Below are 23,358 nucleotides of genomic sequence, written 5' to 3'. Positions count from 1 at the left end.
GTTGTAATGGGGGCATTATATCCTAGTCTTTCAGTTTAAAAATTAATAGAATAAGAATAAACTATTCTGAAAAAAGGAATAATGGTGAATAAATTAGAAGCTCTTCGTTATTTTTGCTCTGCTGCGGAAACTCTTAATTTCCGTGAAACTGCTCAACGCCTTGCCGTTTCGCCCCAAGTAGTCACGAGAATGATTGCCGATCTCGAAACGTTATTAGGCGAAAGCCTGTTTAAACGTAACACGCGAAACATCAAGCTCACTGAATTTGGCGAACAATTTTTGCCGAAAGCGACGCAATATTTGGCGGAAGGCGAACAGCTATTTGCTAAACACAATGTAAAAGAAAAAGCAATGCAAGGTGTAGTTCGGATTACCCTGCCGCCGATGCCTTACAACGATGAAATTCTGTTTGAATTATTGACCGCACTTGAGCCCTACCCCGACATTGCGATTGATTGGCGGGTGGGCATTGATAAGCTCAAAAGCGTAGATGACCAAATCGACATTGGCTTGCGAATTTGCCAAGAACCTGAGTTGGATTGGGTGGCGCAGCATATCTGCACTTTTTCGGAAAAAATTGTCGCCTCGCCCGCCTTACTCAAGCGATTGGATTTCCCTAAAGATTTGCAAGATTTAGCCCAAAATTATCCACTGAGTGGTTTGATTGACCCCAAACTGAAACGTATTTGGCAATGGCAAATCAACGCTGAACAACGTTTTATGCCCAACAGAGCGATATTCTTCGCCTCTGACGTGCAAAGCGAATTGCAATCAGCTCTCGCTGGGCGCACTTGTTCTTATCTTATAAACAGCGTTTGTGATCCCTATTTAGAAAATGATCGATTGGTGGAACTCTTCCCCGAAATTGAAAAGCAAAAATGGCAGCTTTATTTATACCGACCATATCAAACGATCGTCGCAGAGCGGGTGATGTGGGTGTATAACAGGCTGAAAGAGATTTTGTTAGCAAAAATAGTTCAGACATAAAAAATGGCGAGATAATCTCGCCATTTTTGTTTCACGATTGCTTATCCACAATCGCTTTCAACATCGTGTAAGATTGGGCTTGCTTTTGTTCATCAAAAATATAGCTCACTGCCATAATTTCATCAAAATGTACCCGTTCGCGTAATTGCTTGAGTTGAAATTCTACGCTTTCAGGACTACCGATAAGCGAACACGCGGTCATTTGTTCTACTACGGCACGTTCTTGGTTGTAAATCGGGATTTCCTCGAAATCGACTGGACCAAAGTGCGGTTTCTTTTGAGCGTGCATTTGAGCTTTCCAAACATCTTCCTCTGATGCCAAAGGCGGTTGTAAATTTTGTTGCGCGTTAGTGACCACATTTAAGAAAAATAGTGTTTGTGTTGTCGCCAGTTGTCTCGCTTCATTATCGGTTTCGGCAACAATCGCGTTCACACCTAAGATGACATAAGGCTCAGTAAGATAGGTAGAGGGTTTGAAGTTTTTGCGATAAATCTCCACCGCCATTTCCATCATGCGTGGTGCAAAGTGTGAAGCAAAGGCATAAGGCAAACCAAGCTCTGCCGCAAGATAGGCACTTTCGGTACTGGATCCTAAAATATAAAACGGTATATCCAAGCCTGCGGAAGGGTAAGCTGAAACAGGATTGCTATCTTTAAAGTAACCCCGAAGTTCCGCGATTTCCGCAGGGAAATCCAGACTGTTTCGTCCACGACGAAGTGCTGCAGCCGTTTGCATATCCGTTCCTGGTGCACGGCCTAAACCGAGTTCAACACGGTTTGGATAAAGCGTCTCCAGTGTGCCATATTGCTCAGCCACCACATAAGGCGAATGATTCGGTAACATCACGCCACCTGAGCCCACGCGCAAGGTCTTCGTATTGGCTAGCGTATGCTGAATTAAAAGTGCGGTCGCTGAACTCACCAAATTTTTCATATTATGATGCTCAGCAATCCAATAGCGTTCAATGCCAATGCGCTCCGCGTGTTTTGCAAGATTCACCATCGAATCGACCGCTTGCGCATAAGTTTGCCCTTCACGAACGGGGGCAAGATTGAGAATAGAAAGTTTCATGGTGTTTCTCCTTATTGATTGAGCAAAGTGAAATCCAACATCACTTTCCCAATATGCGTGCCTTTGTCCATTTCTATATGGGCTTTTGCTACGTCTTTAAAATCAAATACTTGATGAATAATCGGTTTACCGATTTCACCGTTGCCGAGTTTTTCCCAGAGCTCGTTAATTCTAACCGCTCTTTGATGATTTACTTGTATTATACGCTGACTATCATGAGTTAAAATACATAAAATGCGAATAAACTATTCTGAAAAAAGGAATAATATAAATGAACCGGATGCTCTGCGCTCTTTTTGCGTCGCCTGCGAAACCTTCAATTTTCGTGAGACTGTGCAGCGTTTGGCGACGTCTTTTCAAGTGGTAACTCGCACGATCACCGAGTTGGAGGAATTGCTGGACGAAAGACGGTTTTAACGCAGCTCACGGAATATCCCCCCGAATTTGGCAAAATTTTTGCCGAAAATCACGCAATTTCCGGCGGAAAGCGAGCGTTTATTTGCTTCCCCAAAATTGAGCGAGAAAGCGATGTATGGTGTGGTGTATATCATCTTGCCGCCAATGCCTCATAACGATCAAATGTTGTTTGAATTACTGACCGCACTTCCCTTTTCTTTTCTAGCGATTTCCACGCTTTTCGGGTACAATCCGCCAGTTAAATTTAATGACTTTTGAATGAGAAAACTGACTGATTTATGAAGAATATTCGCAACTTTTCTATTATTGCCCATATTGACCACGGTAAATCTACCTTATCGGATCGTTTAATCCAAACTTGTGGCGGTTTGTCTGATCGTGAAATGGCGGAGCAAGTGTTGGATTCTATGGATCTAGAGCGCGAACGCGGGATTACTATCAAAGCACAAAGCGTAACGCTGAACTACAAAGCCAAAGACGGCGAAACCTATCAACTGAATTTTATCGACACGCCGGGACACGTTGACTTTTCTTATGAGGTATCTCGCTCTCTTGCGGCTTGTGAAGGCGCATTATTGGTAGTCGATGCCGGACAAGGTGTAGAAGCACAAACGTTGGCAAACTGTTACACCGCTATCGAAATGAACTTGGAAGTGGTGCCGATTTTAAACAAAATTGACTTACCGGCGGCCGATCCTGAACGTGTTGCGGAAGAAATTGAAGATATTGTGGGAATTGATGCCATGGAAGCCGTGCGTTGTTCGGCTAAAACCGGCGTGGGCATTGAAGACGTATTAGAAGAAATTGTTGCCAAAATTCCGGCACCGGAAGGTGACCCAAATGCGCCATTACAGGCATTAATTATTGACTCGTGGTTTGATAATTATTTGGGCGTGGTGTCTTTGGTTCGCATTAAAAACGGCACCTTACGCAAAGGCGACAAAATCAAAGTGATGTCCACCGCCCAATCATATAACGTCGATCGTTTGGGGATTTTTACGCCGAAACAAGTGGATACCACTGTATTAAATTGCGGCGAAGTTGGTTGGGTCGTTTGTGCCATTAAAGATATTTTAGGCGCACCGGTGGGAGATACCTTAACGCTACACAATAATCCGGCAAGTTCCGTTTTACCGGGCTTTAAGAAAGTTAAACCACAGGTTTACGCCGGCTTATTCCCGGTCAGCTCTGATGATTATGAAGCATTCCGTGATGCGCTTGGTAAATTAAGTTTAAATGACGCCTCCTTGTTCTATGAACCGGAAAATTCCACCGCACTTGGCTTTGGTTTCCGCTGTGGTTTCCTTGGGCTGTTGCACATGGAGATTATTCAAGAACGTTTGGAGCGTGAGTACGATTTAGATTTAATCACGACGGCACCAACCGTGGTCTATGAAGTGGAATTAACCAATGGTGAGATAGTCTATGTGGACAGTCCGTCAAAACTGCCGCCGTTAAACAATATTGCTGAAATTCGTGAACCCATTGCGGAATGTAATATGCTATTGCCACAAGAATATCTCGGCAATGTGATTACCCTTTGTGTTGAAAAACGTGGCGTGCAAACCCATATGGTTTATCACGGCAATCAAGTGGCGCTGACTTATGAAATTCCAATGGGCGAAGTGGTGCTGGATTTCTTTGATCGCCTGAAATCCACCTCGCGCGGTTATGCCTCTTTAGATTACGGCTTCAAACGCTTCCAAACGGCAGATATGGTGCGCGTGGATATTATGATCAACGGTGATCGTGTAGATGCGTTAGCGTTAATTGTACATAAAGACAATGCACCGTATCGCGGTCGTGAATTGGTAGAAAAAATGCGTGAACTCATTCCACGCCAACAATTTGATATCGCGATTCAAGCGGCAATCGGCAACCACATTATTGCCCGCTCTACCGTGAAACAATTACGCAAAAACGTGTTGGCAAAATGTTATGGTGGTGATGTCAGCCGTAAGAAAAAATTACTACAAAAACAAAAAGAAGGTAAGAAACGAATGAAACAACTCGGCAATGTTGAAGTGCCGCAAGAAGCATTCTTAGCCATCTTACACGTAGGAAAAGACAAATAAGGAAAGTATTCATGTCGAACGTATTTACGATTATTTTAATCGCTGTCGGATATGGTTTGTGGAAAGTATTGGATCATTTTCAGTTACCCAATACCTTTTCCATTTTACTCATTATTTTTACCGCACTTTCCGGTGCCGTTTGGTGTTATTTGCGCTTTGGCGTGTTACCGAAACGTGCCAGACAAATTGCACGCTTGGAGCAACGCAGTGGCAAACCATTAAACGACGAGGAAAAAACTCAAATTGAACCGATTTCAGAAAGTTCTGAATTTGTCGCGTCTTTATTTCCGGTATTAGCTTTTGTATTGATTGTGCGCTCATTTATTTTCGAGCCATTTCAAATCCCCTCTTCTTCCATGGAACCCACATTGCGTATTGGCGATTTCATCTTAGTCAATAAATTTGATTACGGCATTAAAGATCCGGTTTTCCAAAATACGTTGATAAAACGAGGCGAACCACAACGTGGTGATGTCATTGTGTTCAAAGCACCGGAATCCCCTAGTACCGACTACATTAAACGTGTTGTCGGCACCCCCGGCGATCGCATAATTTATAACGAAGCGAATCGTCATTTAACCTTGGTTTACGCCAAAGACGGCAAAGAATGTTTGACCGATTGTGAGACCAAAGAATTTAGCTACACGCTGCCTCAACCGAATGAAAATTTCCGTTTTATTTTAGGACGGGATCACAGCGGTAAAGTGCAATACGGCCCTGCACCATTAGAAACTATTGAAACCGGTGATGTGACACACGCTATTCATTGGTATCCACAGCCGATTAACGAAGGATATCGTTATAAAGCCTTTAGCAAACAAGAAAATTATGTAACAGAATGGGTTGTGCCAGAAGGGCAGTATTTTGTCATGGGCGATAACCGTAACAACAGTGAAGATAGCCGTTTTTGGGGCTTTGTACCGTCACAGAATATCGTCGGGAAAGCCACCTATATTTGGCTGAGTTTAAAGAAAGAACAGGATGAATGGCCAACTGGCATTCGTACTGAACGCTTATTCCAAAAAATTCAATAATATGAGAGACCATAATTTAGATCGTTTACAACAAAAAATTGATTACCAATTTCAAGATACCGATCTTCTTAAACAAGCCCTCACCCATAGAAGTGCAGGGCATAAACATAACGAGCGCTTAGAATTTTTAGGCGATGCCATTTTAAACTTAACCATTGCCGATGCCTTATTTCATCAATTTCCCAAGTGCAACGAAGGGGAACTCAGTCGAATGCGGGCAACATTGGTACGTGAGCCAACCTTAGCGATTTTAGCGCGCGATTTCCATTTGGGAGACTATCTTTCACTGGGACAAGGGGAATTAAAAAGTGGCGGATTTCGTCGTGAATCTATTTTAGCTGATTGCGTAGAAGCCATTATTGGTGCGATTTCGTTAGATAGCAGCCTCACTCACGCCACTGAAATCGTAATCCGTTGGTATCAACCTTTATTAAAAGAGATTCAACCGGGCGATAACCAAAAGGATGCGAAAACCCGTTTACAAGAATATTTGCAAGGCAAAAAACTCCCTGTGCCGACATACAATATTGTGAATATTCAAGGGCAAGCTCATAACCAATTATTTATTGTGGAATGTTCCATTAAAAATGATGACCGCACTTTTATCGGCAAAGGTTCCAGTCGCCGTAAAGCAGAACAAGCGGCAGCAGAACAAATTCTTCAAGAGCTAAATATCAAATGACAGAACAACTTGAAACGTATTGTGGCTTTATTGCCATTGTAGGTCGTCCGAACGTAGGGAAATCTACCTTACTGAACAAAATTCTCGGACAAAAAATTTCGATCACTTCGCGCAAAGCGCAAACCACTCGTCATCGCATTGTGGGCATTAAAACTGAAGGTCTGTATCAGGAAATTTACGTGGATACGCCGGGGCTGCACATTGAGGAAAAACGCGCTATCAACCGTTTAATGAACCGTGCTGCCAGCAGTGCGATTACTGATGTGGATTTAGTCATTTTTGTGGTAGATGGCACACACTGGAATGATGACGATGAAATGGTACTGAACAAACTGCGCAAAACCAATGTGCCGGTTGTCCTTGCCATTAATAAAATCGATAACATTAAGCATAAAGACGATTTATTGCCATTTATTACGGAAATCAGCCGTAAATTTACCTTTACCGATATCGTGCCGATTTCTGCTGAAAAAGGGAATAATTTAGAGGTGATTGAGAATATCGTGCGTCAATCTTTGCGCCCAGGTGTGCACCATTTCCCGGAAGATTATGTCACCGATCGTTCTCAACGTTTTATGGCATCGGAAATTATTCGCGAAAAATTAATGCGCTTTATGGGGGAAGAACTACCCTACTCTGTCACCGTAGAAATCGAGCAATTTAAGGTAAACGAACGCGGAACTTATGAAATCAATGCCTTAATTTTGGTTGAGCGTGACGGACAGAAAAAAATCGTCATTGGCCATAAAGGTGAAAAATTGAAAAAAATCGGAATGGAAGCCCGTTTAGATATGGCGCGTTTATTTGATAATAAAGTCCATTTAGAACTTTGGGTGAAAGTGAAATCCGGCTGGGCGGACGATGAACGCGCTTTGCGAAGTCTAGGGTATATGGAAGACTAATCTTCAGCTAAACGCCATCACTTGATTTAACTCACTTCACACCATCAAAAATCCCCTAAGACTGTCGCCTTAAGGGATTTTTATTTAATCATTACACTTCTTCGTTTTCTTCAGAGAAACGCTCAATGCGAGCGCCAATACTCCGAAGTTTTTCTTCAATGCGTTCATAACCACGATCGATATGATAGATACGATCAACAATGGTTTCACCGGTTGCAATACAGCCGGCAAGAACCAAACTGATAGAAGCACGTAAATCCGTTGCCATGACTTCTGCGCCGGATAAATGATCAACGCCGTGGCAGATTGCCGTGTTACCTTCAATTTCAGCTTTGCCGCCCATCCGAATCAATTCAGGAATATGCATAAAACGATTTTCAAAAATGGTTTCCGTAATGATACTGGTTCCATTTGCTACCATGTTTAACAAGGTAAATTGCGCTTGCATATCCGTTGGGAATCCCGGGTAAGGTGCGGTGCGAATATTCACAGCTTTCGGGCGATTACCCAACATATCGAGTGTAATCGTCTCTTCCGTTACATCCACTTGTGCACCGGCTTCACGTAATTTATCAATCACGGCATCTAAGGTGTCCGCCTTGGTATTTTTACAGACAATGCGTCCACCGGAAATAGCGGCTGCCACAAGGAATGTCCCGGTTTCAATACGATCGGGAACGATACTATGTTGACAACCAGTTAAACGTTCCACGCCCTCAATGGTAATGGCATCAGAACCGGCACCGCTAATTTTCGCACCCATTTTATTTAAGAATTCTGCCGTATCGGCAATTTCCGGTTCACGTGCGGCATTTTCAATTACCGTTGTGCCTTTGGCTAGGGTTGCAGCAATCATAATGGAAAGAGTGGCGCCAACACTCACTTTTTCCATCACAATACGCGTACCACTTAAACGTCCATTGACATGCGCTTTTACATAACCGTCTTCAAGAACAATTTGAGCACCAAGGCGTTCTAAACCGCTAATGTGTAAATCCACAGGACGGGCACCGATAGAACATCCGCCCGGCAGAGAGACCTGTCCTTGGTTAAAACGGGCGACTAAAGGAGCAAGCGCCCAAATGGAGGCACGCATGGTTTTAACTAATTCATAAGGCGCGACAAAGTGATCGATTTTAGACGCATCTAAGCTCACAACACCTTGCTCATTGCGCGTTACTACAACACCGAGTTGGCGTAAGATTTTTAGTGTTGTTTCAATATCTTTAAGATCAGGCACGTTGGTTAATGTGACAGGCTCTGTTGCTAAAATTGCAGCGAAAAGAATCGGTAATGCCGCATTCTTCGCACCGGAAATTTCTACGGTGCCTTTTAAACAAGATTGACCATAAACACGAAATTTTTGCATGAGAATACCCTGTAGGAATTAAGCCGGTGGATTAAGTAAACGTTCGCGTTTCCATTTTTCAACGGTATAAGTGCGAATGGAAAGTGCGTGGATTTCATTGCTGGAAATATGCCCCAACAATGGCGCATAAATCATTTGCTGCTGTTTAACTTTAGATAACCCGGCAAACTGATCGCTGACTGCGATCACGCCATAATGGGCATTTTCACCTTGGACATAAACTTCATCAAGCTGAAGTGCTTCTTTTAAAATTCGTTCAATTTCTTGCGTTTCCATTAACGATTTCCATTTTGCGGGATAAATTGTGCAATCCAATCGGATAATCCGAAAAGATCAGCTAATGTTAGTAATTGTGATGGTGGATTTTGCAGAATTTGTCTCTGCGCTTTTGTTAACAAGGTTTGGTTATGTTGTAAAAAGTCACAGAGTAATGCAAAACCGGCGGAGTCAATACGGGTAATTTGGCTTAAATCCCAAACAATCATTTGCCCGTCTAACTGCCCTTCCAATAAAAAAGAAGCACGTTGCTGCCAAAGTGGCAACAACGTGTTACGAGATAACTCTCCTGATAATTGGAGCGTCATTTTACCATCATTTACCTGTGATTCCCAATGTAAACTTTGTGTCTCTTGCATGGATTATTTGCTCAACGTAATTGGTGTATCCGCTGATTTTTGTAGCTGTGCAGTCAATGCATCCAGCCCTTGTTTACGAATGATTGGGCTCCATTCTTGCTGTTTGGTATTCACCATGCTTGCACCACCGGCTGTCATGTCATACACCTGCCATTGACCGGTTTTGCTATTTTTATACCAATAGAAATCCACGTTTAAAGGCGGTTGATTATTCGGTTGCGCCACTTTAACGTTCACGGTCGCAAGGCTTGCAGATTCTTCCTTCATTTTGCCGATTTGAATACTTTGATCGCTATACATGGTTAACACTTGTGCATAAACCTGCTCGATGTATTTATCTAAAACAGCAAAGTAACGATCCCGCTCTTCTTGGGTTACGGTTTTATAGTTTTGTCCTAAAATTTTAGAGCCAGCATACTTTACATGAACATACGGCATTAAATCTTGGCGTACAATTGTTCTGAGGTAATTCGGATCTTGTTTAATTTTACTTTGGTTCGCTTTAATATCGCTAAACAGTTTTGCCGACACTTTTTGCGTTAAATCATAGGGCGTATCTTCTGCCATCACTTGTTGCACGGCAAAAAGTGCGGTGAAAATAATCAACGTTTTTGCTAACCAGCGTTTTACATTCAGTTTTAACATACATCCTTCTCCTGTAGGTTGTGTAAATTAGTGACTTTCGGCGGCGTCATTTGCTTCGCCTTCCGTTTTCTTATCTTCTTTATTACCGTATAAGAACTGGCCGATAAGATCTTCCAGCACCATGGCAGATTTGGTATCAACAATTTTGTCGCCGTCTTTCAGCATCGCAATTTCACCGTCGTCAAAACCGACATTTAATGCAATGTACTGTTCGCCCAATAATCCTGAGGTTTTAATGGATAACGAACTGGTTTCAGGAATCTTGTTGTATTCTTGATTAATCGCAATCGTTACTTTCGGCAAATACGTTTTCGGATCCAATTCAATATTGGATACGCGCCCAACCACGACACCGCCTACTTTAAGTGGCGCACGCACTTTTAGTCCGCCGATATTATCGAAAGTTGCATAGACTTGGTAAGATTTTGTTTCACTAAAGCCTTGTACGTTGGCAACTTTTAGGCCTAAAAAAACAAGCGAGGCAATGCCTAAAAGCAAAAATAAACCCACCCAAAATTCATATTTAATTGTTTGTCGCATACTCTTTCCTTACAAACAGAGATTAATTTGCACCGAACATCATCGCTGTCAGCACAAAGTCTAAACCCAATACCACTAATGACGCATGAACTACCGTTCTCGTGGTGGCTTTGCTAATACCTTCGGACGTTGGCATACAGTCATAGCCGTTAAATAACGCAATCCATACAACAGCAATGGCAAAAAAGACGCTTTTGATTGTGCCGTTTAGAATGTCATGTTCCCATGTGACTGCGTTTTGCATAACAGACCAAAAACTCCCGGCATCCACGCCTTTCCAGTCAACCCCGACTAAAGAACCGCCCCAAATTCCAATGGCGATAAAAATCATGGAAAGAAGCGGCATGGCAATAATTCCTGCCCAAAAACGCGGTGCAATCACCCGACGCAACGGATCGACCGCCATCATTTCCAAGCTGGATAATTGTTCGGTGGCTTTCATTAAACCAATTTCTGCCGTTAGGGCAGAACCGGCTCGACCAGCAAATAAAAGTGCGGTTACCACCGGGCCTAATTCTCGCAACAAGGATAAGGCGACTAATTGCCCGAGGCTGGTTTCTGCGGAGAAATCCACTAAAACCACATAGCCTTGTAACCCAAGCACCATGCCAATAAATAAACCGGAAAGCATGATGATTAATAAAGATTGCACGCCAAGAACATGCAGTTGCTTAATAAGAAGTGGGAAATGCTTCGTCACTTGCGGTTTCCCAACTAATGCGCCGAACAATAAAAAGCCAGCACGACCTAGCGCCCGTACAAAATTAATCACATTGCGCCCGAGGGCTGAAATGAAATTCACTAACATTCAAACAACTCCTCAATATAATTCGGTGCAGGGTAATGAAAATGCACTGGACCGTCTGCTTGACCTTGTAGGAACTGAGTCACCTGAGGATCTTGGCTTGCCAGCAGCTGCTCGGAAGTGCCTTCCGCGATAACGTGTTTATCCGCGATAATATAAGCATAATCCGCAATGCTTAACACTTCTTGCACATCGTGCGACACCACAATCGATGTGAGATTTAAGGCTTCGTTTAACCGTTTAATGAGGCTGAGAATCACCCCCATACTAATCGGATCCTGCCCGGTGAACGGTTCATCGAACATTATTAAATCCGGATCTAATGCTATCGCGCGGGCAAGGGCGGCACGCCGAGCCATCCCTCCGGAAAGTTCGGAGGGCATTAAATCAGCTGCACCACGTAAGCCAACCGCTTCCAATTTCATTAACACGATCTGACGAATTAATGACGGTGGCAAATTCGTATGCTCACGAATCGCAAATGCCACATTATCGAAAGTAGAAATATCGGTAAACAATGCGCCCGATTGAAATAGCATTCCCATGCGTTTGCGCACTTCATAAAGTTCACGATTTGACAGTTTGCAAATATCTTGCCCATCAAACAAAATTTCCCCCTCGGTCGGCAACAACTGCCCACCAATGAGTTTTAATAACGTGGTTTTACCAATGCCGGAAGGCCCCATAATGGCAGTAATTTTGCCCTTGGGAACCCTCAGATTAAGATCCTTATAAATAATTCGATCGCCACGCTTAAATGTCAGATGTTTAACTTCAATTAAAGATTCGTTCATAACACATTCGTTGCAAATAATAAGAGGCTATAAAATCGCCACTAACTAAAATAAGCTGCGATACTCTATGAAATTCCACTGAATGTCAAATAGAATTATCTGAATTTACCCATCGATTTTCCTTGCCGATACCTTGGTATCCTATATAAAAACATCATAAAATCAGACCGCACTTTTACATGCTTTTCGCAAAACTGTGCTATGATTGCGCCTTCTTATTAACTAGACTGACTTAACATAGGCTTATGAATATTCGCTGGAATATTATTTTATCGGTCATTGCGCTGGGGTTATTAGCTTGGTTTTATCGTTTACATCAAGACGATAACCATTTAACTGAACTCATTAAATCAGAAGATCGGCCGGAATATATCGGACAAAAGATGGATACTGTCGTTTATTCGCCTAGCGGTAAAAAGCAATACCTCGCCACCTCTTTGCAAGTGGAATACTACACGGCTGATGGGCATACCGACTTTCAACAACCTAAAGTGACCTTACTCGAGCTGAATGTCCCCAATGCCAATACCGCAGAAAAAGAAAGCTGGGAACTCCGTGCCGATAAAGCGAGATTAACCAAAGATAATATGTTGTATTTAGAGGGCAATGTGGTGGCACAAAGCCTCTCGCCTCTCTCCCGTTTACAGCGAATTGAAACCGAAAGTGCGGTGGTAAATTTAACAACGCAGGATATTCGTTCAGACCAAATGGTGACGCTCAACGGACAAAATTTTAGTTCGACCGGCTTGAAATTAACGGGCAATTTGCAACAACAAGTGGCTAATTTAAAAGAACAGGTAAAAACACATTATGAAATTAATAAGCAATAAACTTTTCCTTGCTTCCACATTAACTTTAATCGCTTTTTCCGCATTCGCGTTAAAAGACGATACCAATCAACCGATTAACATCGTATCCGATAACCAATCGTTGGATATGAATAACCGTGTGGTTACCCTCAGTGATAACGTGGTGATTACACAGGGTTCTATTCTTGTCAAAGCGGATAAAGTGATCATTACCCGTCCGGAAGAAAACGCCAATAAGAAAGATACCGTTGAAGCTTTTGGCAATCCTGTTACGTTTCATCAAATGATGGATGATGGCAAACCAGTGGACGGTAAAGCCAATAAAGTGTTTTATGATTTGAGTACAGAATTTTTAACCTTAACCGGCAACGCCGAATTAAAGCAATTAGATAGTAAAATTAGTGGCAATGTCATTACTTATGATGTGAAAAAACAACAGTTGAAAGCGAACGGTTCTTCCGGCTCTCGTGTAAAAACTGTCTTAATTCCAAACCAATTAAATAATGCTAAAGGCAAGAAATAAGGTGAAACATGGCGATTCTGTCTGCTGAAAATTTAGCGAAAAGCTACAAAAAACGCCAAGTGGTTTCTGATGTAAGTTTAACCGTCAACTCCGGTGAAATTGTCGGTTTACTCGGGCCAAATGGCGCCGGAAAAACCACCACGTTCTACATGGTGGTTGGCTTGGTGAATCATGATCAAGGCAAAATTCGAATTGATGAAGAAGACATCAGTTTGTTGCCAATGCACAATCGCGCGCAAAAAGGCGTAGGTTATTTACCCCAGGAAGCCTCTATTTTTCGCCGCTTGAGTGTGTATGAAAATTTAATGGCCGTATTAGAAATACGCAAAGATCTGACCGCACTTCAACGTCGCGAACGTGCTGATGAGTTGATTGATGAATTCAACATTGGTCATATTCGAGACAATCTAGGGCAATCACTCTCCGGCGGCGAACGTCGTCGCGTGGAAATTGCGCGTGCCTTGGCAGCAAATCCGAAGTTCATTTTATTAGATGAACCTTTTGCCGGCGTTGATCCCATTTCGGTGATTGATATTAAGAAAATTATCAAAGACTTACGTGATCGTGGCTTAGGTGTGCTGATCACCGATCACAATGTGCGGGAGACGCTCGATGTGTGTGAGCGCGCCTATATTGTGAGTTCCGGTAAAATGATTGCCACCGGCACACCTACTGAAATTATGAATAACAAATTGGTAAAAGACGTGTATTTAGGTGCAGATTTCCAACTATAGCTTATGAAATTTACCGAATTATTAACGCCTCAAACCCTTCGTCAGGGAATGATTTCTTCCAGCAAAAAACGGGTGTTTGAATCTATCGCGCGCATTGTGGAAGAACAATTACCCATGGAAAATGGGGAACAATATTGTTTTGATTGTTTATTTAATCGTGAAAAATTAGGCAATTCCGGTTTAGGCGGTGGCGTTGCGATGCCGAAAGGCCGTCTTCCGCAAGGTACAAAACCCATTGGTGTGTTTATTCAATTAGAAACCCCCATTGAGTATGATGCTGCCGACAAACGGGATGTGGATTTAATTTTTGCGGTATTAATTCCGGAAAATATGTGTAGCGATTATGCCCTGTGTCTGCCGAAATTGGCTGACTATTTAATGGATAAATCACTGTGCAAACAACTACGTTCGGCAAAAAGTGCGGATGAAATTTGGAAAATTTTTCTGCATTATGATCAATGTGAAAATGAGCCGTCAGAATCCGATGAGGAAGATACGCCAATCTCAATGCCGGATAACGCGGAAGAGTAAGTGCCATTTGAACGAATCAAGGGGAACATCATGGAAATTATCATCATTAGCGGACGGTCGGGTGGCGGTAAATCCGTCGCATTAAGAGCGTTAGAAGATATGGGCTATTATTGCGTGGATAATTTGCCATTGGATTTACTGCCGAAATTAATTGAAATTCTGTCAGTTAGCCAAACGGCCGCTGCGATTAGTTTAGATATTCGCAATTTACCGGCGTCCCCACAAGTGTTGGAAAAGACCATTAATGATCTTCAACAACAGCACAATGTTAAAATTATTTTCTTAGATGCTGATAACAGCACTTTAGTCCGCCGCTACAGCGATTCTCGTCGTTTACATCCGCTTTCTACCCATGATCTTTCTCTGGAAGCCGCCATTGAAGAAGAAGCGAAACAGCTTGACCCTTTAATTCAACAAGCCAACTTGATTATTGATACGGGCGCGTTATCCACCCATGAGCTTGCGGAACGCTTACGTGAATTTTTACGTGGGCATTCTGATAAAGAATTAAAAATCGTGGTGGAGTCTTTCGGATTTAAATACGGCATTCCACTTGATGCGGATTATGTATTTGATGTGCGCTTTCTGCCTAATCCGCACTGGAACCACGCCTTGCGACCGCTGACAGGATTAGATGAGCCGGTGGCGGAATTTTTAAATAAACACAATGATGTACACCAATTTATTTATCTAACCCGCACTTATATCGAAACTTGGTTACCCTTGCTGGAACAAAATAATCGCAGTTATTTAACCATTGCTATCGGATGCACCGGCGGAAAACATCGCTCCGTTTATATTGCCGAACAGTTGGGAAGGTATTTCCAAGACAAAGGCAAAAACGTCAAAATTTTACACCGCTCTTTAGAAAAACATAAAAAATAATGCCCTTCCCATATCTAAAGAATGCGTGGTTATTTAAAAATACAAAAATAAAAATAGGCGGAATAATGAATTTTATTCCGCCTATTTTGCTATAACACCATGCGAACGCCTTTAATTTCTGCCAATGTTTTGTAAAGCGTTTCAATCTGTTCAATATTGTCTGCACGCACCTTAATTGAAACAGAATGATACGTACCTTTGCCACTTTCTTTCATGGTTGGCGTATAATCCCCTTTAATGGTTTTATGTACAGTTTGCACAACATCATCAATCAAATCTGCGCGTGCCGCACCAACAACTTTAAATGTAAAATCACAAGGGAATTCAAGTAAATCTTTGAGTTTCTTATTATGTGCAAGATCCGTCAAATTAACGGTTTTATCGTGAGTCATTGTTTTTCCTAAAATAAATAAAAAATTCACCGCACTTCGTCGCCGCTGATTACATCAAAAAATCAAAAAGTGCGGTCGTTTCTGCCAAGATTTTAAGTCTAACTAAATAAACTTTTAATCGTCAAGACCAGCCAATCCCAAACACGGCCTAATATCCCCGCTTCTTTGACTTCTTGCATCACCTGCAAGTTTAAACTGGCAACATCTTTTCCATCCAGTTGGTAAACGACTTTCCCAACGACTTGACCTTTAGCAAGTGGCGCTTCGAGATATTTTTTATCCAACTCATAACGAGCTTTCAACTCGGTATTTTTACCTTTCGGGATGGTAATAAATCCATCTTGCAGCACACCTAATTGCACGTTATTTTCATCGCCATAATAGACACGCTGTTCGGAAATCGGTTTGCCTGCTTCTAATGTTTTAAAGGTCTCAAAGTTCGCAAAACCCCATTGTAATAATTTTTTGCTTTCCACTTCTCGCCCTTTGTAAGTCGGCACACCCATCACGACAGAAATTAAGCGCATATTATTCGGGTTCGTCGCTGAAGCCACCAGATTATAACCGGCTTTATCTGTATGACCAGTTTTCATCCCATCTACATTAATGGTTTTATCCCATAATAAACCGTTGCGATTTGGTTGCTTAATTTTGTTAAAGGTAAATTCTTTTTCCGCATAAATTTTATATTCTTCCGGCAAATCATGAATAATATGTGACCCGATAATCGCCATATCACGTGCTGAAGAATACTGCCCTTCTTCATCTAAGCCATGCACTGTCGTAAAATTCGTATTTTTTAGCCCAAACTGACGCACATATTTGTTCATGCTCTCAATAAAGTTGGCGGTATTACCGGAAATATGCTCTGCCATAGCAACACAAGCATCATTTCCTGACACGATAATAATCCCACGATTCAGATCTGCTACGGAAACCTGTTGATTTAAATTTAAGAACATTTTTGAGGAGCCCGGGAAATTTTTCCCCCATGCGCTTTCCCCAATGGTTACCATATCCGTGCTATGGATTTTTCCCTGTTTTAATGCCTGCCCCACGACATAGCTAGTCATCATTTTGGTTAATGAGGCGGGATATTGTCTTTGATCCGGATTCAATGCCGCTAACACCGCACCGGAATTGTAGTCCATTAAAATATAGGTTTGTGCGTTAATTTGTGGCGTAGTTACATCGTAGGCTACGTCATTTGCATTTGCGATAAAGGAGGCACTGAGCATTCCGGTAAGAAGTGCGATTTTTGTTTTTGTCGCGATATGATGAAACATAATATTAAACATCCTAGATTAGGTCATTATTTATTGTAAGCATACACAATTAAAGGCTCGGAATGTTTCCATTGTCTCAATTGTGTTTTGAGTTTTTCTATTTCGTTTTTTGATTTAAAAGGGCCAAAGTGAACATTGTATTTTTTACCCTGCGCAATCATTTCCGCTTTAATATTTTTTGATGATAATTGCTTAATGATTTTTTCAGCCTCTTTTTTGTTGGGAATATTCACCATCTTGATTTTATAACTTTCTTTTTTATTCCCTGCCTTATCCTTTTTGGCAATACGATTTTCATCGGTGGAAGCATTATTTTTAGCATTGGGTTTTAACCGTTTTAAGCCCTCCACATTTTTTGCTGATTTTGCCAATGTGGCACTCCCCGGTCCGGAAATATCGCCATTGGTATGCACGTGAAGGGCTTCAATCTGAACTAACCCCATTCCATAATTCACAATCCCAATTTCCTTTGCCGCCGCATGGGATAAATCAATAATGCGATCTTTAGCAAACGGCCCTCTGTCATTAATCCGTACAATGACTTTCCGCTTGTTATACATATTAGTCACTACCGCATAGGAATTGAGCGGAAGTGTCTTATGGGCTGCCGTGTATAGGGTGGAATCATAAGGCTCCCCCGTTGAAGTCGGGCGTCCATTAAATTTATGATGATAATAACTTGCAATACCTTTTTTCGTATATTCCTTGGCAGATTCAGGTGGATGCGTTACATAGACTTCACCATTGACTTCATAGGTTTTAGGCGAGTTAGATAACTGACGATAGATTAAACTCGGCCCTTGTATCCCATATAATTTTTTAGTTTCCGCTTGCACAGAAAGTGCGGTCAAAAACAGAAACAAAAAAAGCACGTATGTTACAGTTTGTTTTATATTCATAGAAGTTATCCCCTTCTGTCGAGTTATCTAACTAAGAAAACTGAAAACTTAATGAGTTCCCTTCAGAAAGTGTTCTTTGTGAGTATGAATCGACATAATGAGTCCGAAACCTGCCATAATCGCCACATAAGAGGTGCCGCCATAACTCACCAACGGCAAGGGCACGCCTACCACCGGTAAAATGCCACTGACCATACCAATATTCACAAAAACGTAAACAAAGAAAATTAACGTTAATGCGCCAACTAAAATGCGTCCGAATGCACTTTGTGCACTCACGCCAATCATGAGACCGCGCGCAATAATAAATAAGTAAATCGCTAGTAAAATTAAAAAGCCCACCATGCCATATTCTTCACTTAATACAGCAAAAATGAAATCCGTATGCGGTTCCGGTAAAAATTCTAATTGGGATTGCGTGCCTTGCATCCAGCCTTTACCCCATAAGCCACCTGAACCGATGGCAATTTTGGACTGCCAGATGTGGTATCCCGCTCCCAATAAATCTTTTTCCGGATCAAAAAGGGTTAATACGCGAGCACGTTGATAATCGTGCATTAAGTAAAACCACATAATAGGAATAAAGCCGGCAAGCCCGATGATTGCGGCTAAAATCAGCCACCAACTCATCCCCGCCAAAAATATCACAAATAACCCTGAGCCGCTAACCAACACGGAAGTCCCTAAATCCGGCTGAACTGCCACCAGCAGGGTCGGCACAATAATAATGATTAAGGCAATAAAGGTTTCTTTCAGTTTAATTGGTTGTGGGCGATTCCCTAAATATACTGCCACCATTAATGGCACCGCTAACTTCACAATCTCCGACGGCTGAAAACGCACGATCCCTAAATCTAACCACCGTTGTGCGCCCTTACTCGTTGCCCCAATTAAATCCACTAGAATGAGCATCGCAATTCCAAGCCCAAATAAATAAGGCGCAATGCGCTTATAAAAATTAGGCGAAAGCTGTGCCATTACGAGCATGACCGTAAACCCTAAAACAACCTGAATAATACGGCTCTGAAACATCGCCTCATTCGCGCCGGACGCGCTATATAACACCAGCATGCCGTAACCGGTAATCACGACCAGACCAATAAATAACCACAAATCAATGTGCAGGCGACGCCATAATTCCTGCCAAACCTGACGCTCATTCATTTTCATTTGTTGATACTCCTGCCGGCATAAAGTCAGTGGGTTCGCCCATGAGCGGTTCACTTGTCTGTCTAAAATAATAATCCATAATTTTTCTCACCAGCGGTGCGGCATTACTTGAACCGCCTCCTGCATTTTCTAAAATAATGGACACCACCACTTTGGGTTTGTCATAGGGCGCAAAGGCAGTAAACCACGCATGGTCATGTAATTCTTTTTTTAGCGCACCGGCATTATAACTTTGATTTTCTTTTAAACTAAATACTTGTGCTGTGCCGGATTTGCCTGCCACCCGATAAGGCGCACCGGCAAACGCTTTGCGCCCCGTTCCGGCAGCGGAGTTCACCACGTTATACATGCCGCGTTTTGCAACATCCCAATAATATTGCTTAGGCTCGGTAATATCAGCGTATAATTTTGGATCTTGATAAGGTTCAATCGTTGTCCCCTCAATACGTTTCATTAAATGAGGTGTCATGACTTTACCGTTATTCGCTAATATACTGGTGGCTTTCGCTAATTGAAGTGGCGTAGCCGTCCAATACCCTTGCCCGATTCCCACAGAAATCGTATCACCTTGCACCCAAGGTTTTTTGTAACGTTTCTGTTTCCATTCCCGAGTGGGCATATTAGCACTGGTTTCCTCTTGAATATCAATACCGGTTGGCACACCAAAGCCAAACCGTTTCATCCAACCGGATAAACGATCAATGCCTAAATTATAGGCGGTTTGATAAAAATAGGTATCCGACGATTCGGTAATTGCCTTATTCAAATCCGTCATACCATGCCCGCCACGACGCCAATCACGGAAGCGTTTTGTGGTATTCGGCAACACCCAGTAACCAGGGTCAGAAATGGTCATTTCCGGCGTAATCACATTCTCCTGTAACGCCGATACCGCAATAAACGGTTTCACCGTAGATGCCGGCGGATACGCGCCTTGGGTCACACGACTATACAAGGGGCGATTCGGATCATTTAATAAACGACGATAATCTTCACCGGAAATACCATCTACAAACAAATTATTATCATAACTTGGCACTGAAACCATCGCTAACACACTGTTATCCTTCGGATCCATCACCACAACCGCCCCTTTTTGCCCCGCCAAGAGATCGGTAATATAAAGCTGCAAATTTAAATCAATCGTCAGATGAATGCTCTTGCCGGCGACAGCCGGTTGTTCGCGTAATTTACGAATCACTTTGCCACGACTATTCACTTCCACTTCTTCAAAACCGGTGGTGCCATGCAACGCATCTTCATAATAACGCTCAATACCTAACTTACCTAAATCATGCGTGCCTGAATAGTTGGCAAATTTTTCTTCTTTTTTTAATCGTTCGACATCACGATCGTTAATTTTAGAGACATACCCTAAAATGTGCGTTAACGGCTCGCCGTATAAATAGTGCCGTTTGAAATAAGGTTTCACATCCAAACTTGGAAAATTGTATTGGTTTACTGAAAAACGCGCGATTTGCTCTTCCGTCAAATTAGGCTTTAATAAAATCGGGGTATAGCGTGAAGAACGTTGACGTTCTTTTTTAAAATTCTCAATATCGGTATCGGTTAAGCCGACCAACGCTCTTAATTCCTCGAAAGTGCGGTCTAAATTTTCAACTTTTTCCGGCACAATATACAATCCGAAAAAGGTTAAATTTTCAGCTAAAATTTGCCCATTACGATCATAAATCAACCCACGTGTCGGCGGTAACGGCAACAATTTAATTCGATTGCCATTAGAACGAGTTTGATAGCTGTCGTAATTCACCACCTGCAAATCGTAAAGATTTAAGATTAAAATTACTGATAACGCCAACACCCCGATAAATGACACCAAGGCGCGACGAGCAAATAAATTGCGCTCGGCCTTTTTATCACGAATCGGATCGTATTGTGGTTGCGACAATAATTTTTTTAAGTTCATTTATTCTCGATGATAAGGATGATTGGTGGTTAACGACCACGCACGGTATAAGCTCTCTGCGACAACCACGCGCACTAACGGATGTGGCAAGGTTAAAGGCGATAATGACCAACTTTGTTCAGCCGCCGCCTTACATTCAGGTGAAAGTCCTTCCGGCCCGCCAATTAATAAACACAGATCGCGGCCATCATTTTTCCAACTTTCTAATTGTTGGGCAAGTTGCTCGGTGGTCCAAGGTTTGCCGGGAATATCCAGCGTCACAATTTTGCCCTTTCCTGCCGCAGCCAACATGGCTTTGCCTTCCTGTTCCAAAATCCGTTTAATGTCCGCGTTTTTGCCCCGCTTACCGGCAGGAATTTCAATCAGCTCAAAAGGCATCTCTTTCGGAAAACGACGTTGGTATTCCTCAAAGCCTGTGGTTACCCACGAAGGCATTTTGGTTCCAACGGCAATTAACTGAATTTTCACCTTAGCTCCTCAAAAAACAACGCAAAAAACGACCGCACTTTATATGTTTTAATATGCCTTATGCCCAAAGTTTTTCTAATTGATACATCTCACGGCTTTCCGCCTGCATGATATGTACAATGGCTTCACCTAAATCCACAACGACCCAATCAGCCGTTTCTTTGCCTTCATCACCAAATACATCGATGCCGGCAAGTTTACATTCAGTGATTAATTTCTGCGCCAAGGAAGACACATGACGGGAAGAGGTGCCGGTGCATAAAATCATGGTATCGGTGATGGATGACTTCCCTTTTACGTTTAACGGTAAAATGTCGGTGGCTTTTAAATCCTCTAATTTATTCACCACAAACTCGACTAACGACATATTTTCTCCTCAATTCAAAAAACGGCGAATTTTAGCATTGAATAAAATCAACGCCAATCCTTTGACTAGCGTTTCGCGCGAAACGGTTTACGACGCTGATTATTCTGCTCACTGAAATTACCTTCCCGTTTTAACCGATAAGGCTTCGGAATATCCTGCAACAATGCATTCGGATCATATTGACTTACCGGAATACTGTGCCCAATGTATTCCTCAATCGCCGGGAGATTCATGGCGTATTGTTCACATGCAAAGCTAATGGAAATCCCGCTTTCGCCTGCGCGGCCGGTACGCCCAATTCGATGCACATAATCTTCCCGATCATCCGGCAAGTCATAGTTAAAAACATGGGTGACCTCTGCAATGTGCAAGCCACGCGCTGCCACATCAGTCGCCACTAAAATATCCAACTCGCCGTCAGTAAATTGTTTTAACAAAGAAAGGCGTTTTTTCTGCACCACATCGCCGGTCAACAAACCAACACGGTGTCCGTCCGCTGCTAAATAGCCCCAGATTTCCTCACATTGATGTTTTGTATTAGCGAAGATAATGCAGCGTTCCGGCCATTCTTCTTCTAATAAGGTCAACAACAACGGGATTTTGTCTTGATTAGATGGATAAAACAGTTCTTCTTTAATTTGTTGTCCGGTTTTCTGCTCCGGCGTAATTTCCACGTATTCCGGATCATTCATATCTTCAAAGGCAAGTTCACGCACTTTGTAAGAAAGTGTCGCGGAAAACAGCATGGTCAGACGTTGTTGTGGAGACGGGCATTTGCGCAATAAATAACGAATATCGCGAATAAATCCCAAATCAAACATTCGATCCGCTTCATCTAGCACCACTACTTGAATGGAATCCAAACGGATAATGCCTTGTTTCACATAATCAATTACCCGCCCGGTCGTGCCAATAAGCACATCCACACCGTTTTCAATGGCTTTTAATTGCTTGTCATAGCCATCCCCACCATAAGCAAGTGCGGTCTTAAATTTCGTTGTTTTTAAGAAAATCTGCGCATCATGTTCAATTTGCACCGCCAATTCACGGGTCGGTGCCAAAATCAACGCACGCGGCTGATTCTTAGCCGTCTCGGTTGGGTGAGTTAATAAATGGTGAAAAAGTGCGGTCAAAAATGCGATGGTTTTTCCTGTGCCGGTTTGGGCTTGCCCTGCGACATCTTTTCCTTGCAATGTTACCGGCAAGGATAACGCCTGAATTGGCGTACAAAATTCAAACCCATTCATCGTTAATGCTTGCAGTACCAAAGGATGCAACGGTAAATCGGCAAAACGTGCCGAACTTAAATAATTCTCTTGCATAATCATCAATTCAATCATAAAAAATTGGCGCTAAGCATAGCATGAACGGGAAAAATCCCCAAAAATTCGGCACAATTAATTTAATGGC

General features: G+C 42.4%; 28 protein-coding genes. 11 read left to right on the top strand and 17 right to left on the bottom strand.

The window, feature by feature from the left end; all coding sequences use genetic code 11:
• Window positions 1–84: 84 nt before the first annotated feature.
• Window positions 85–987, top strand: a complete 903-nt coding sequence (locus HMPREF9065_RS03320) for a LysR family transcriptional regulator (RefSeq protein ID WP_051264485.1) — start codon at window positions 85–87, stop codon at window positions 985–987.
• Between the two features lie 31 nt (window positions 988–1,018).
• On the opposite strand, the gene HMPREF9065_RS03325 is transcribed toward HMPREF9065_RS03320, so the two are convergent.
• Both HMPREF9065_RS03325 and HMPREF9065_RS10110 read right to left on the bottom strand, forming a co-directional pair.
• Window positions 1,019–2,059, bottom strand: a complete 1,041-nt coding sequence (locus tag HMPREF9065_RS03325; protein WP_021616411.1) for an LLM class flavin-dependent oxidoreductase — start codon at window positions 2,057–2,059, stop codon at window positions 1,019–1,021.
• 11 nt (window positions 2,060–2,070) lie between these two features.
• On the bottom strand, window positions 2,071–2,259 hold the full coding sequence (locus HMPREF9065_RS10110; RefSeq protein ID WP_255345154.1) for a zinc-binding dehydrogenase: 189 nt from the start codon (window positions 2,257–2,259) through the stop codon (window positions 2,071–2,073).
• 244 nt (window positions 2,260–2,503) lie between these two features.
• Here HMPREF9065_RS10110 and HMPREF9065_RS09785 point away from each other — a divergent pair, with 244 nt between their 5' ends.
• Genes HMPREF9065_RS09785 through era form a run of 5 tightly spaced genes read left to right on the top strand, consistent with a single transcriptional unit; the run spans window position 2,504 to window position 7,169 of the window.
• Window positions 2,504–2,734, top strand: coding sequence for a hypothetical protein (locus HMPREF9065_RS09785; RefSeq protein WP_021616410.1), 231 nt, complete (start codon window positions 2,504–2,506; stop codon window positions 2,732–2,734).
• 20 nt (window positions 2,735–2,754) lie between these two features.
• The gene (gene lepA / locus HMPREF9065_RS03330; RefSeq protein WP_021616409.1) at window positions 2,755–4,551 is read left to right on the top strand and encodes a translation elongation factor 4; all 1,797 of its coding nucleotides are present in this window, start codon (window positions 2,755–2,757) and stop codon (window positions 4,549–4,551) included.
• 11 nt (window positions 4,552–4,562) lie between these two features.
• Window positions 4,563–5,585 carry a signal peptidase I gene (gene lepB, locus HMPREF9065_RS03335; RefSeq protein WP_021616408.1) on the top strand — a complete coding sequence of 341 codons (1,023 nt, stop codon included), beginning with the start codon at window positions 4,563–4,565 and terminating at the stop codon, window positions 5,583–5,585.
• A 1-nt stretch (window position 5,586) separates the two neighbouring features.
• A complete protein-coding gene (rnc, locus tag HMPREF9065_RS03340) occupies window positions 5,587–6,267 on the top strand; it encodes a ribonuclease III (protein WP_021616407.1) in 681 nt (226 codons plus the stop codon).
• Window positions 6,264–7,169, top strand: coding sequence for a GTPase Era (gene era / locus HMPREF9065_RS03345; RefSeq protein WP_021616406.1), 906 nt, complete (start codon window positions 6,264–6,266; stop codon window positions 7,167–7,169). Before rnc ends, era begins: the two co-directional genes overlap by 4 nt.
• A gap of 91 nt (window positions 7,170–7,260) precedes the next feature.
• Here the strand turns inward: era and murA are convergent, their stop codons facing one another.
• From murA to mlaF, 7 genes are read right to left on the bottom strand one after another with little or no spacing between them, the layout of a single operon-like run.
• A complete protein-coding gene (gene murA / locus HMPREF9065_RS03350; RefSeq protein ID WP_021616405.1) occupies window positions 7,261–8,538 on the bottom strand; it encodes a UDP-N-acetylglucosamine 1-carboxyvinyltransferase in 1,278 nt (425 codons plus the stop codon).
• An 18-nt stretch (window positions 8,539–8,556) separates the two neighbouring features.
• Window positions 8,557–8,814: a BolA family protein gene (locus HMPREF9065_RS03355; protein WP_021616404.1), complete on the bottom strand. Its 258-nt coding sequence runs from the start codon at window positions 8,812–8,814 to the stop codon at window positions 8,557–8,559.
• A complete protein-coding gene (locus tag HMPREF9065_RS03360; RefSeq protein ID WP_021616403.1) occupies window positions 8,814–9,173 on the bottom strand; it encodes an STAS domain-containing protein in 360 nt (119 codons plus the stop codon). Before HMPREF9065_RS03360 ends, HMPREF9065_RS03355 begins: the two co-directional genes overlap by 1 nt.
• Before the next feature lie 3 nt (window positions 9,174–9,176).
• Window positions 9,177–9,818 (bottom strand): phospholipid-binding protein MlaC, encoded by a 642-nt coding sequence (mlaC, locus tag HMPREF9065_RS03365; RefSeq protein ID WP_021616402.1) that lies wholly within the window; start codon window positions 9,816–9,818, stop codon window positions 9,177–9,179.
• A 27-nt stretch (window positions 9,819–9,845) separates the two neighbouring features.
• Window positions 9,846–10,358 carry an outer membrane lipid asymmetry maintenance protein MlaD gene (gene mlaD / locus HMPREF9065_RS03370; RefSeq protein ID WP_021616401.1) on the bottom strand — a complete coding sequence of 171 codons (513 nt, stop codon included), beginning with the start codon at window positions 10,356–10,358 and terminating at the stop codon, window positions 9,846–9,848.
• A 22-nt stretch (window positions 10,359–10,380) separates the two neighbouring features.
• A complete protein-coding gene (mlaE, locus tag HMPREF9065_RS03375; RefSeq protein WP_021616400.1) occupies window positions 10,381–11,166 on the bottom strand; it encodes a lipid asymmetry maintenance ABC transporter permease subunit MlaE in 786 nt (261 codons plus the stop codon).
• Complete coding sequence (mlaF, locus tag HMPREF9065_RS03380; protein WP_021616399.1) at window positions 11,160–11,957, bottom strand: phospholipid ABC transporter ATP-binding protein MlaF; 798 nt, start codon at window positions 11,955–11,957, stop codon at window positions 11,160–11,162. The genes mlaE and mlaF overlap by 7 nt, the downstream gene beginning before the upstream one ends.
• A 245-nt stretch (window positions 11,958–12,202) precedes the next feature.
• Here mlaF and lptC point away from each other — a divergent pair, with 245 nt between their 5' ends.
• Genes lptC through rapZ form a run of 5 tightly spaced genes read left to right on the top strand, consistent with a single transcriptional unit; the run spans window position 12,203 to window position 15,439 of the window.
• Complete coding sequence (gene lptC / locus HMPREF9065_RS03385; RefSeq protein WP_021616398.1) at window positions 12,203–12,787, top strand: LPS export ABC transporter periplasmic protein LptC; 585 nt, start codon at window positions 12,203–12,205, stop codon at window positions 12,785–12,787.
• Entirely contained in the window at window positions 12,768–13,289 is a 522-nt protein-coding gene (lptA, locus tag HMPREF9065_RS03390) for a lipopolysaccharide transport periplasmic protein LptA (RefSeq protein WP_021616397.1), read from the top strand. Before lptC ends, lptA begins: the two co-directional genes overlap by 20 nt.
• 8 nt (window positions 13,290–13,297) lie before the next feature.
• Window positions 13,298–14,023, top strand: a complete 726-nt coding sequence (lptB, locus tag HMPREF9065_RS03395) for an LPS export ABC transporter ATP-binding protein (protein ID WP_021616396.1) — start codon at window positions 13,298–13,300, stop codon at window positions 14,021–14,023.
• Between the two features lie 3 nt (window positions 14,024–14,026).
• Window positions 14,027–14,554: a PTS IIA-like nitrogen regulatory protein PtsN gene (ptsN, locus tag HMPREF9065_RS03400; protein WP_021616395.1), complete on the top strand. Its 528-nt coding sequence runs from the start codon at window positions 14,027–14,029 to the stop codon at window positions 14,552–14,554.
• A gap of 30 nt (window positions 14,555–14,584) precedes the next feature.
• On the top strand, window positions 14,585–15,439 hold the full coding sequence (gene rapZ, locus HMPREF9065_RS03405) for an RNase adapter RapZ (protein WP_033002610.1): 855 nt from the start codon (window positions 14,585–14,587) through the stop codon (window positions 15,437–15,439).
• Window positions 15,440–15,528: 89 nt separating this feature from the next.
• Here rapZ and ybeD read toward each other — a convergent pair whose 3' ends face one another.
• From ybeD to rhlB, 8 genes are all read right to left on the bottom strand, one after another.
• On the bottom strand, window positions 15,529–15,831 hold the full coding sequence (gene ybeD, locus HMPREF9065_RS03410) for a DUF493 family protein YbeD (RefSeq protein ID WP_021616393.1): 303 nt from the start codon (window positions 15,829–15,831) through the stop codon (window positions 15,529–15,531).
• 98 nt (window positions 15,832–15,929) lie between these two features.
• Entirely contained in the window at window positions 15,930–17,117 is a 1,188-nt protein-coding gene (locus HMPREF9065_RS03415) for a serine hydrolase (RefSeq protein WP_033002608.1), read from the bottom strand.
• Between the two features lie 26 nt (window positions 17,118–17,143).
• Complete coding sequence (locus HMPREF9065_RS03420) at window positions 17,144–18,016, bottom strand: septal ring lytic transglycosylase RlpA family protein (protein ID WP_021616391.1); 873 nt, start codon at window positions 18,014–18,016, stop codon at window positions 17,144–17,146.
• A 48-nt stretch (window positions 18,017–18,064) separates the two neighbouring features.
• Window positions 18,065–19,186: a rod shape-determining protein RodA gene (gene rodA, locus HMPREF9065_RS03425; protein WP_021616390.1), complete on the bottom strand. Its 1,122-nt coding sequence runs from the start codon at window positions 19,184–19,186 to the stop codon at window positions 18,065–18,067.
• Window positions 19,173–21,113 (bottom strand): penicillin-binding protein 2, encoded by a 1,941-nt coding sequence (gene mrdA / locus HMPREF9065_RS03430; protein ID WP_021616389.1) that lies wholly within the window; start codon window positions 21,111–21,113, stop codon window positions 19,173–19,175. Before mrdA ends, rodA begins: the two co-directional genes overlap by 14 nt.
• Window positions 21,114–21,581, bottom strand: a complete 468-nt coding sequence (gene rlmH / locus HMPREF9065_RS03435; protein ID WP_021616388.1) for a 23S rRNA (pseudouridine(1915)-N(3))-methyltransferase RlmH — start codon at window positions 21,579–21,581, stop codon at window positions 21,114–21,116.
• 58 nt (window positions 21,582–21,639) lie between these two features.
• Complete coding sequence (rsfS, locus tag HMPREF9065_RS03440) at window positions 21,640–21,948, bottom strand: ribosome silencing factor (protein WP_021616387.1); 309 nt, start codon at window positions 21,946–21,948, stop codon at window positions 21,640–21,642.
• Between the two features lie 65 nt (window positions 21,949–22,013).
• Entirely contained in the window at window positions 22,014–23,270 is a 1,257-nt protein-coding gene (rhlB, locus tag HMPREF9065_RS03445; RefSeq protein ID WP_033002628.1) for an ATP-dependent RNA helicase RhlB, read from the bottom strand.
• Window positions 23,271–23,358 lie beyond the last annotated feature (88 nt).

The sequence above is a fragment of the Aggregatibacter sp. oral taxon 458 str. W10330 genome, from assembly GCF_000466335.1.
Lineage (GTDB): Bacteria > Pseudomonadota > Gammaproteobacteria > Enterobacterales > Pasteurellaceae > Aggregatibacter.
The sequence above is the reverse complement of the archived record's forward strand: the minus strand, read 5'-3'. Positions and strand labels throughout refer to the sequence as shown.

Coding starts and splice junctions, on each gene's coding strand:
- HMPREF9065_RS03325 (WP_021616411.1), bottom strand. CDS start 2,059: ATGAAACTTTCTATTCTCAATCTTGCCCCCGTTCGTGAAGGGCAAACT.
- lepA (WP_021616409.1), top strand. CDS start 2,755: ATGAAGAATATTCGCAACTTTTCTATTATTGCCCATATTGACCACGGT.
- lepB (WP_021616408.1), top strand. CDS start 4,563: ATGTCGAACGTATTTACGATTATTTTAATCGCTGTCGGATATGGTTTG.
- rnc (WP_021616407.1), top strand. CDS start 5,587: ATGAGAGACCATAATTTAGATCGTTTACAACAAAAAATTGATTACCAA.
- era (WP_021616406.1), top strand. CDS start 6,264: ATGACAGAACAACTTGAAACGTATTGTGGCTTTATTGCCATTGTAGGT.
- murA (WP_021616405.1), bottom strand. CDS start 8,538: ATGCAAAAATTTCGTGTTTATGGTCAATCTTGTTTAAAAGGCACCGTA.
- HMPREF9065_RS03355 (WP_021616404.1), bottom strand. CDS start 8,814: ATGGAAACGCAAGAAATTGAACGAATTTTAAAAGAAGCACTTCAGCTT.
- HMPREF9065_RS03360 (WP_021616403.1), bottom strand. CDS start 9,173: ATGCAAGAGACACAAAGTTTACATTGGGAATCACAGGTAAATGATGGT.
- mlaC (WP_021616402.1), bottom strand. CDS start 9,818: ATGTTAAAACTGAATGTAAAACGCTGGTTAGCAAAAACGTTGATTATT.
- mlaD (WP_021616401.1), bottom strand. CDS start 10,358: ATGCGACAAACAATTAAATATGAATTTTGGGTGGGTTTATTTTTGCTT.
- mlaE (WP_021616400.1), bottom strand. CDS start 11,166: ATGTTAGTGAATTTCATTTCAGCCCTCGGGCGCAATGTGATTAATTTT.
- mlaF (WP_021616399.1), bottom strand. CDS start 11,957: ATGAACGAATCTTTAATTGAAGTTAAACATCTGACATTTAAGCGTGGC.
- lptC (WP_021616398.1), top strand. CDS start 12,203: ATGAATATTCGCTGGAATATTATTTTATCGGTCATTGCGCTGGGGTTA.
- lptA (WP_021616397.1), top strand. CDS start 12,768: ATGAAATTAATAAGCAATAAACTTTTCCTTGCTTCCACATTAACTTTA.
- lptB (WP_021616396.1), top strand. CDS start 13,298: ATGGCGATTCTGTCTGCTGAAAATTTAGCGAAAAGCTACAAAAAACGC.
- ptsN (WP_021616395.1), top strand. CDS start 14,027: ATGAAATTTACCGAATTATTAACGCCTCAAACCCTTCGTCAGGGAATG.
- rapZ (WP_033002610.1), top strand. CDS start 14,585: ATGGAAATTATCATCATTAGCGGACGGTCGGGTGGCGGTAAATCCGTC.
- ybeD (WP_021616393.1), bottom strand. CDS start 15,831: ATGACTCACGATAAAACCGTTAATTTGACGGATCTTGCACATAATAAG.
- HMPREF9065_RS03415 (WP_033002608.1), bottom strand. CDS start 17,117: ATGTTTCATCATATCGCGACAAAAACAAAAATCGCACTTCTTACCGGA.
- HMPREF9065_RS03420 (WP_021616391.1), bottom strand. CDS start 18,016: ATGAATATAAAACAAACTGTAACATACGTGCTTTTTTTGTTTCTGTTT.
- rodA (WP_021616390.1), bottom strand. CDS start 19,186: ATGAAAATGAATGAGCGTCAGGTTTGGCAGGAATTATGGCGTCGCCTG.
- mrdA (WP_021616389.1), bottom strand. CDS start 21,113: ATGAACTTAAAAAAATTATTGTCGCAACCACAATACGATCCGATTCGT.
- rsfS (WP_021616387.1), bottom strand. CDS start 21,948: ATGTCGTTAGTCGAGTTTGTGGTGAATAAATTAGAGGATTTAAAAGCC.
- rhlB (WP_033002628.1), bottom strand. CDS start 23,270: ATGCAAGAGAATTATTTAAGTTCGGCACGTTTTGCCGATTTACCGTTG.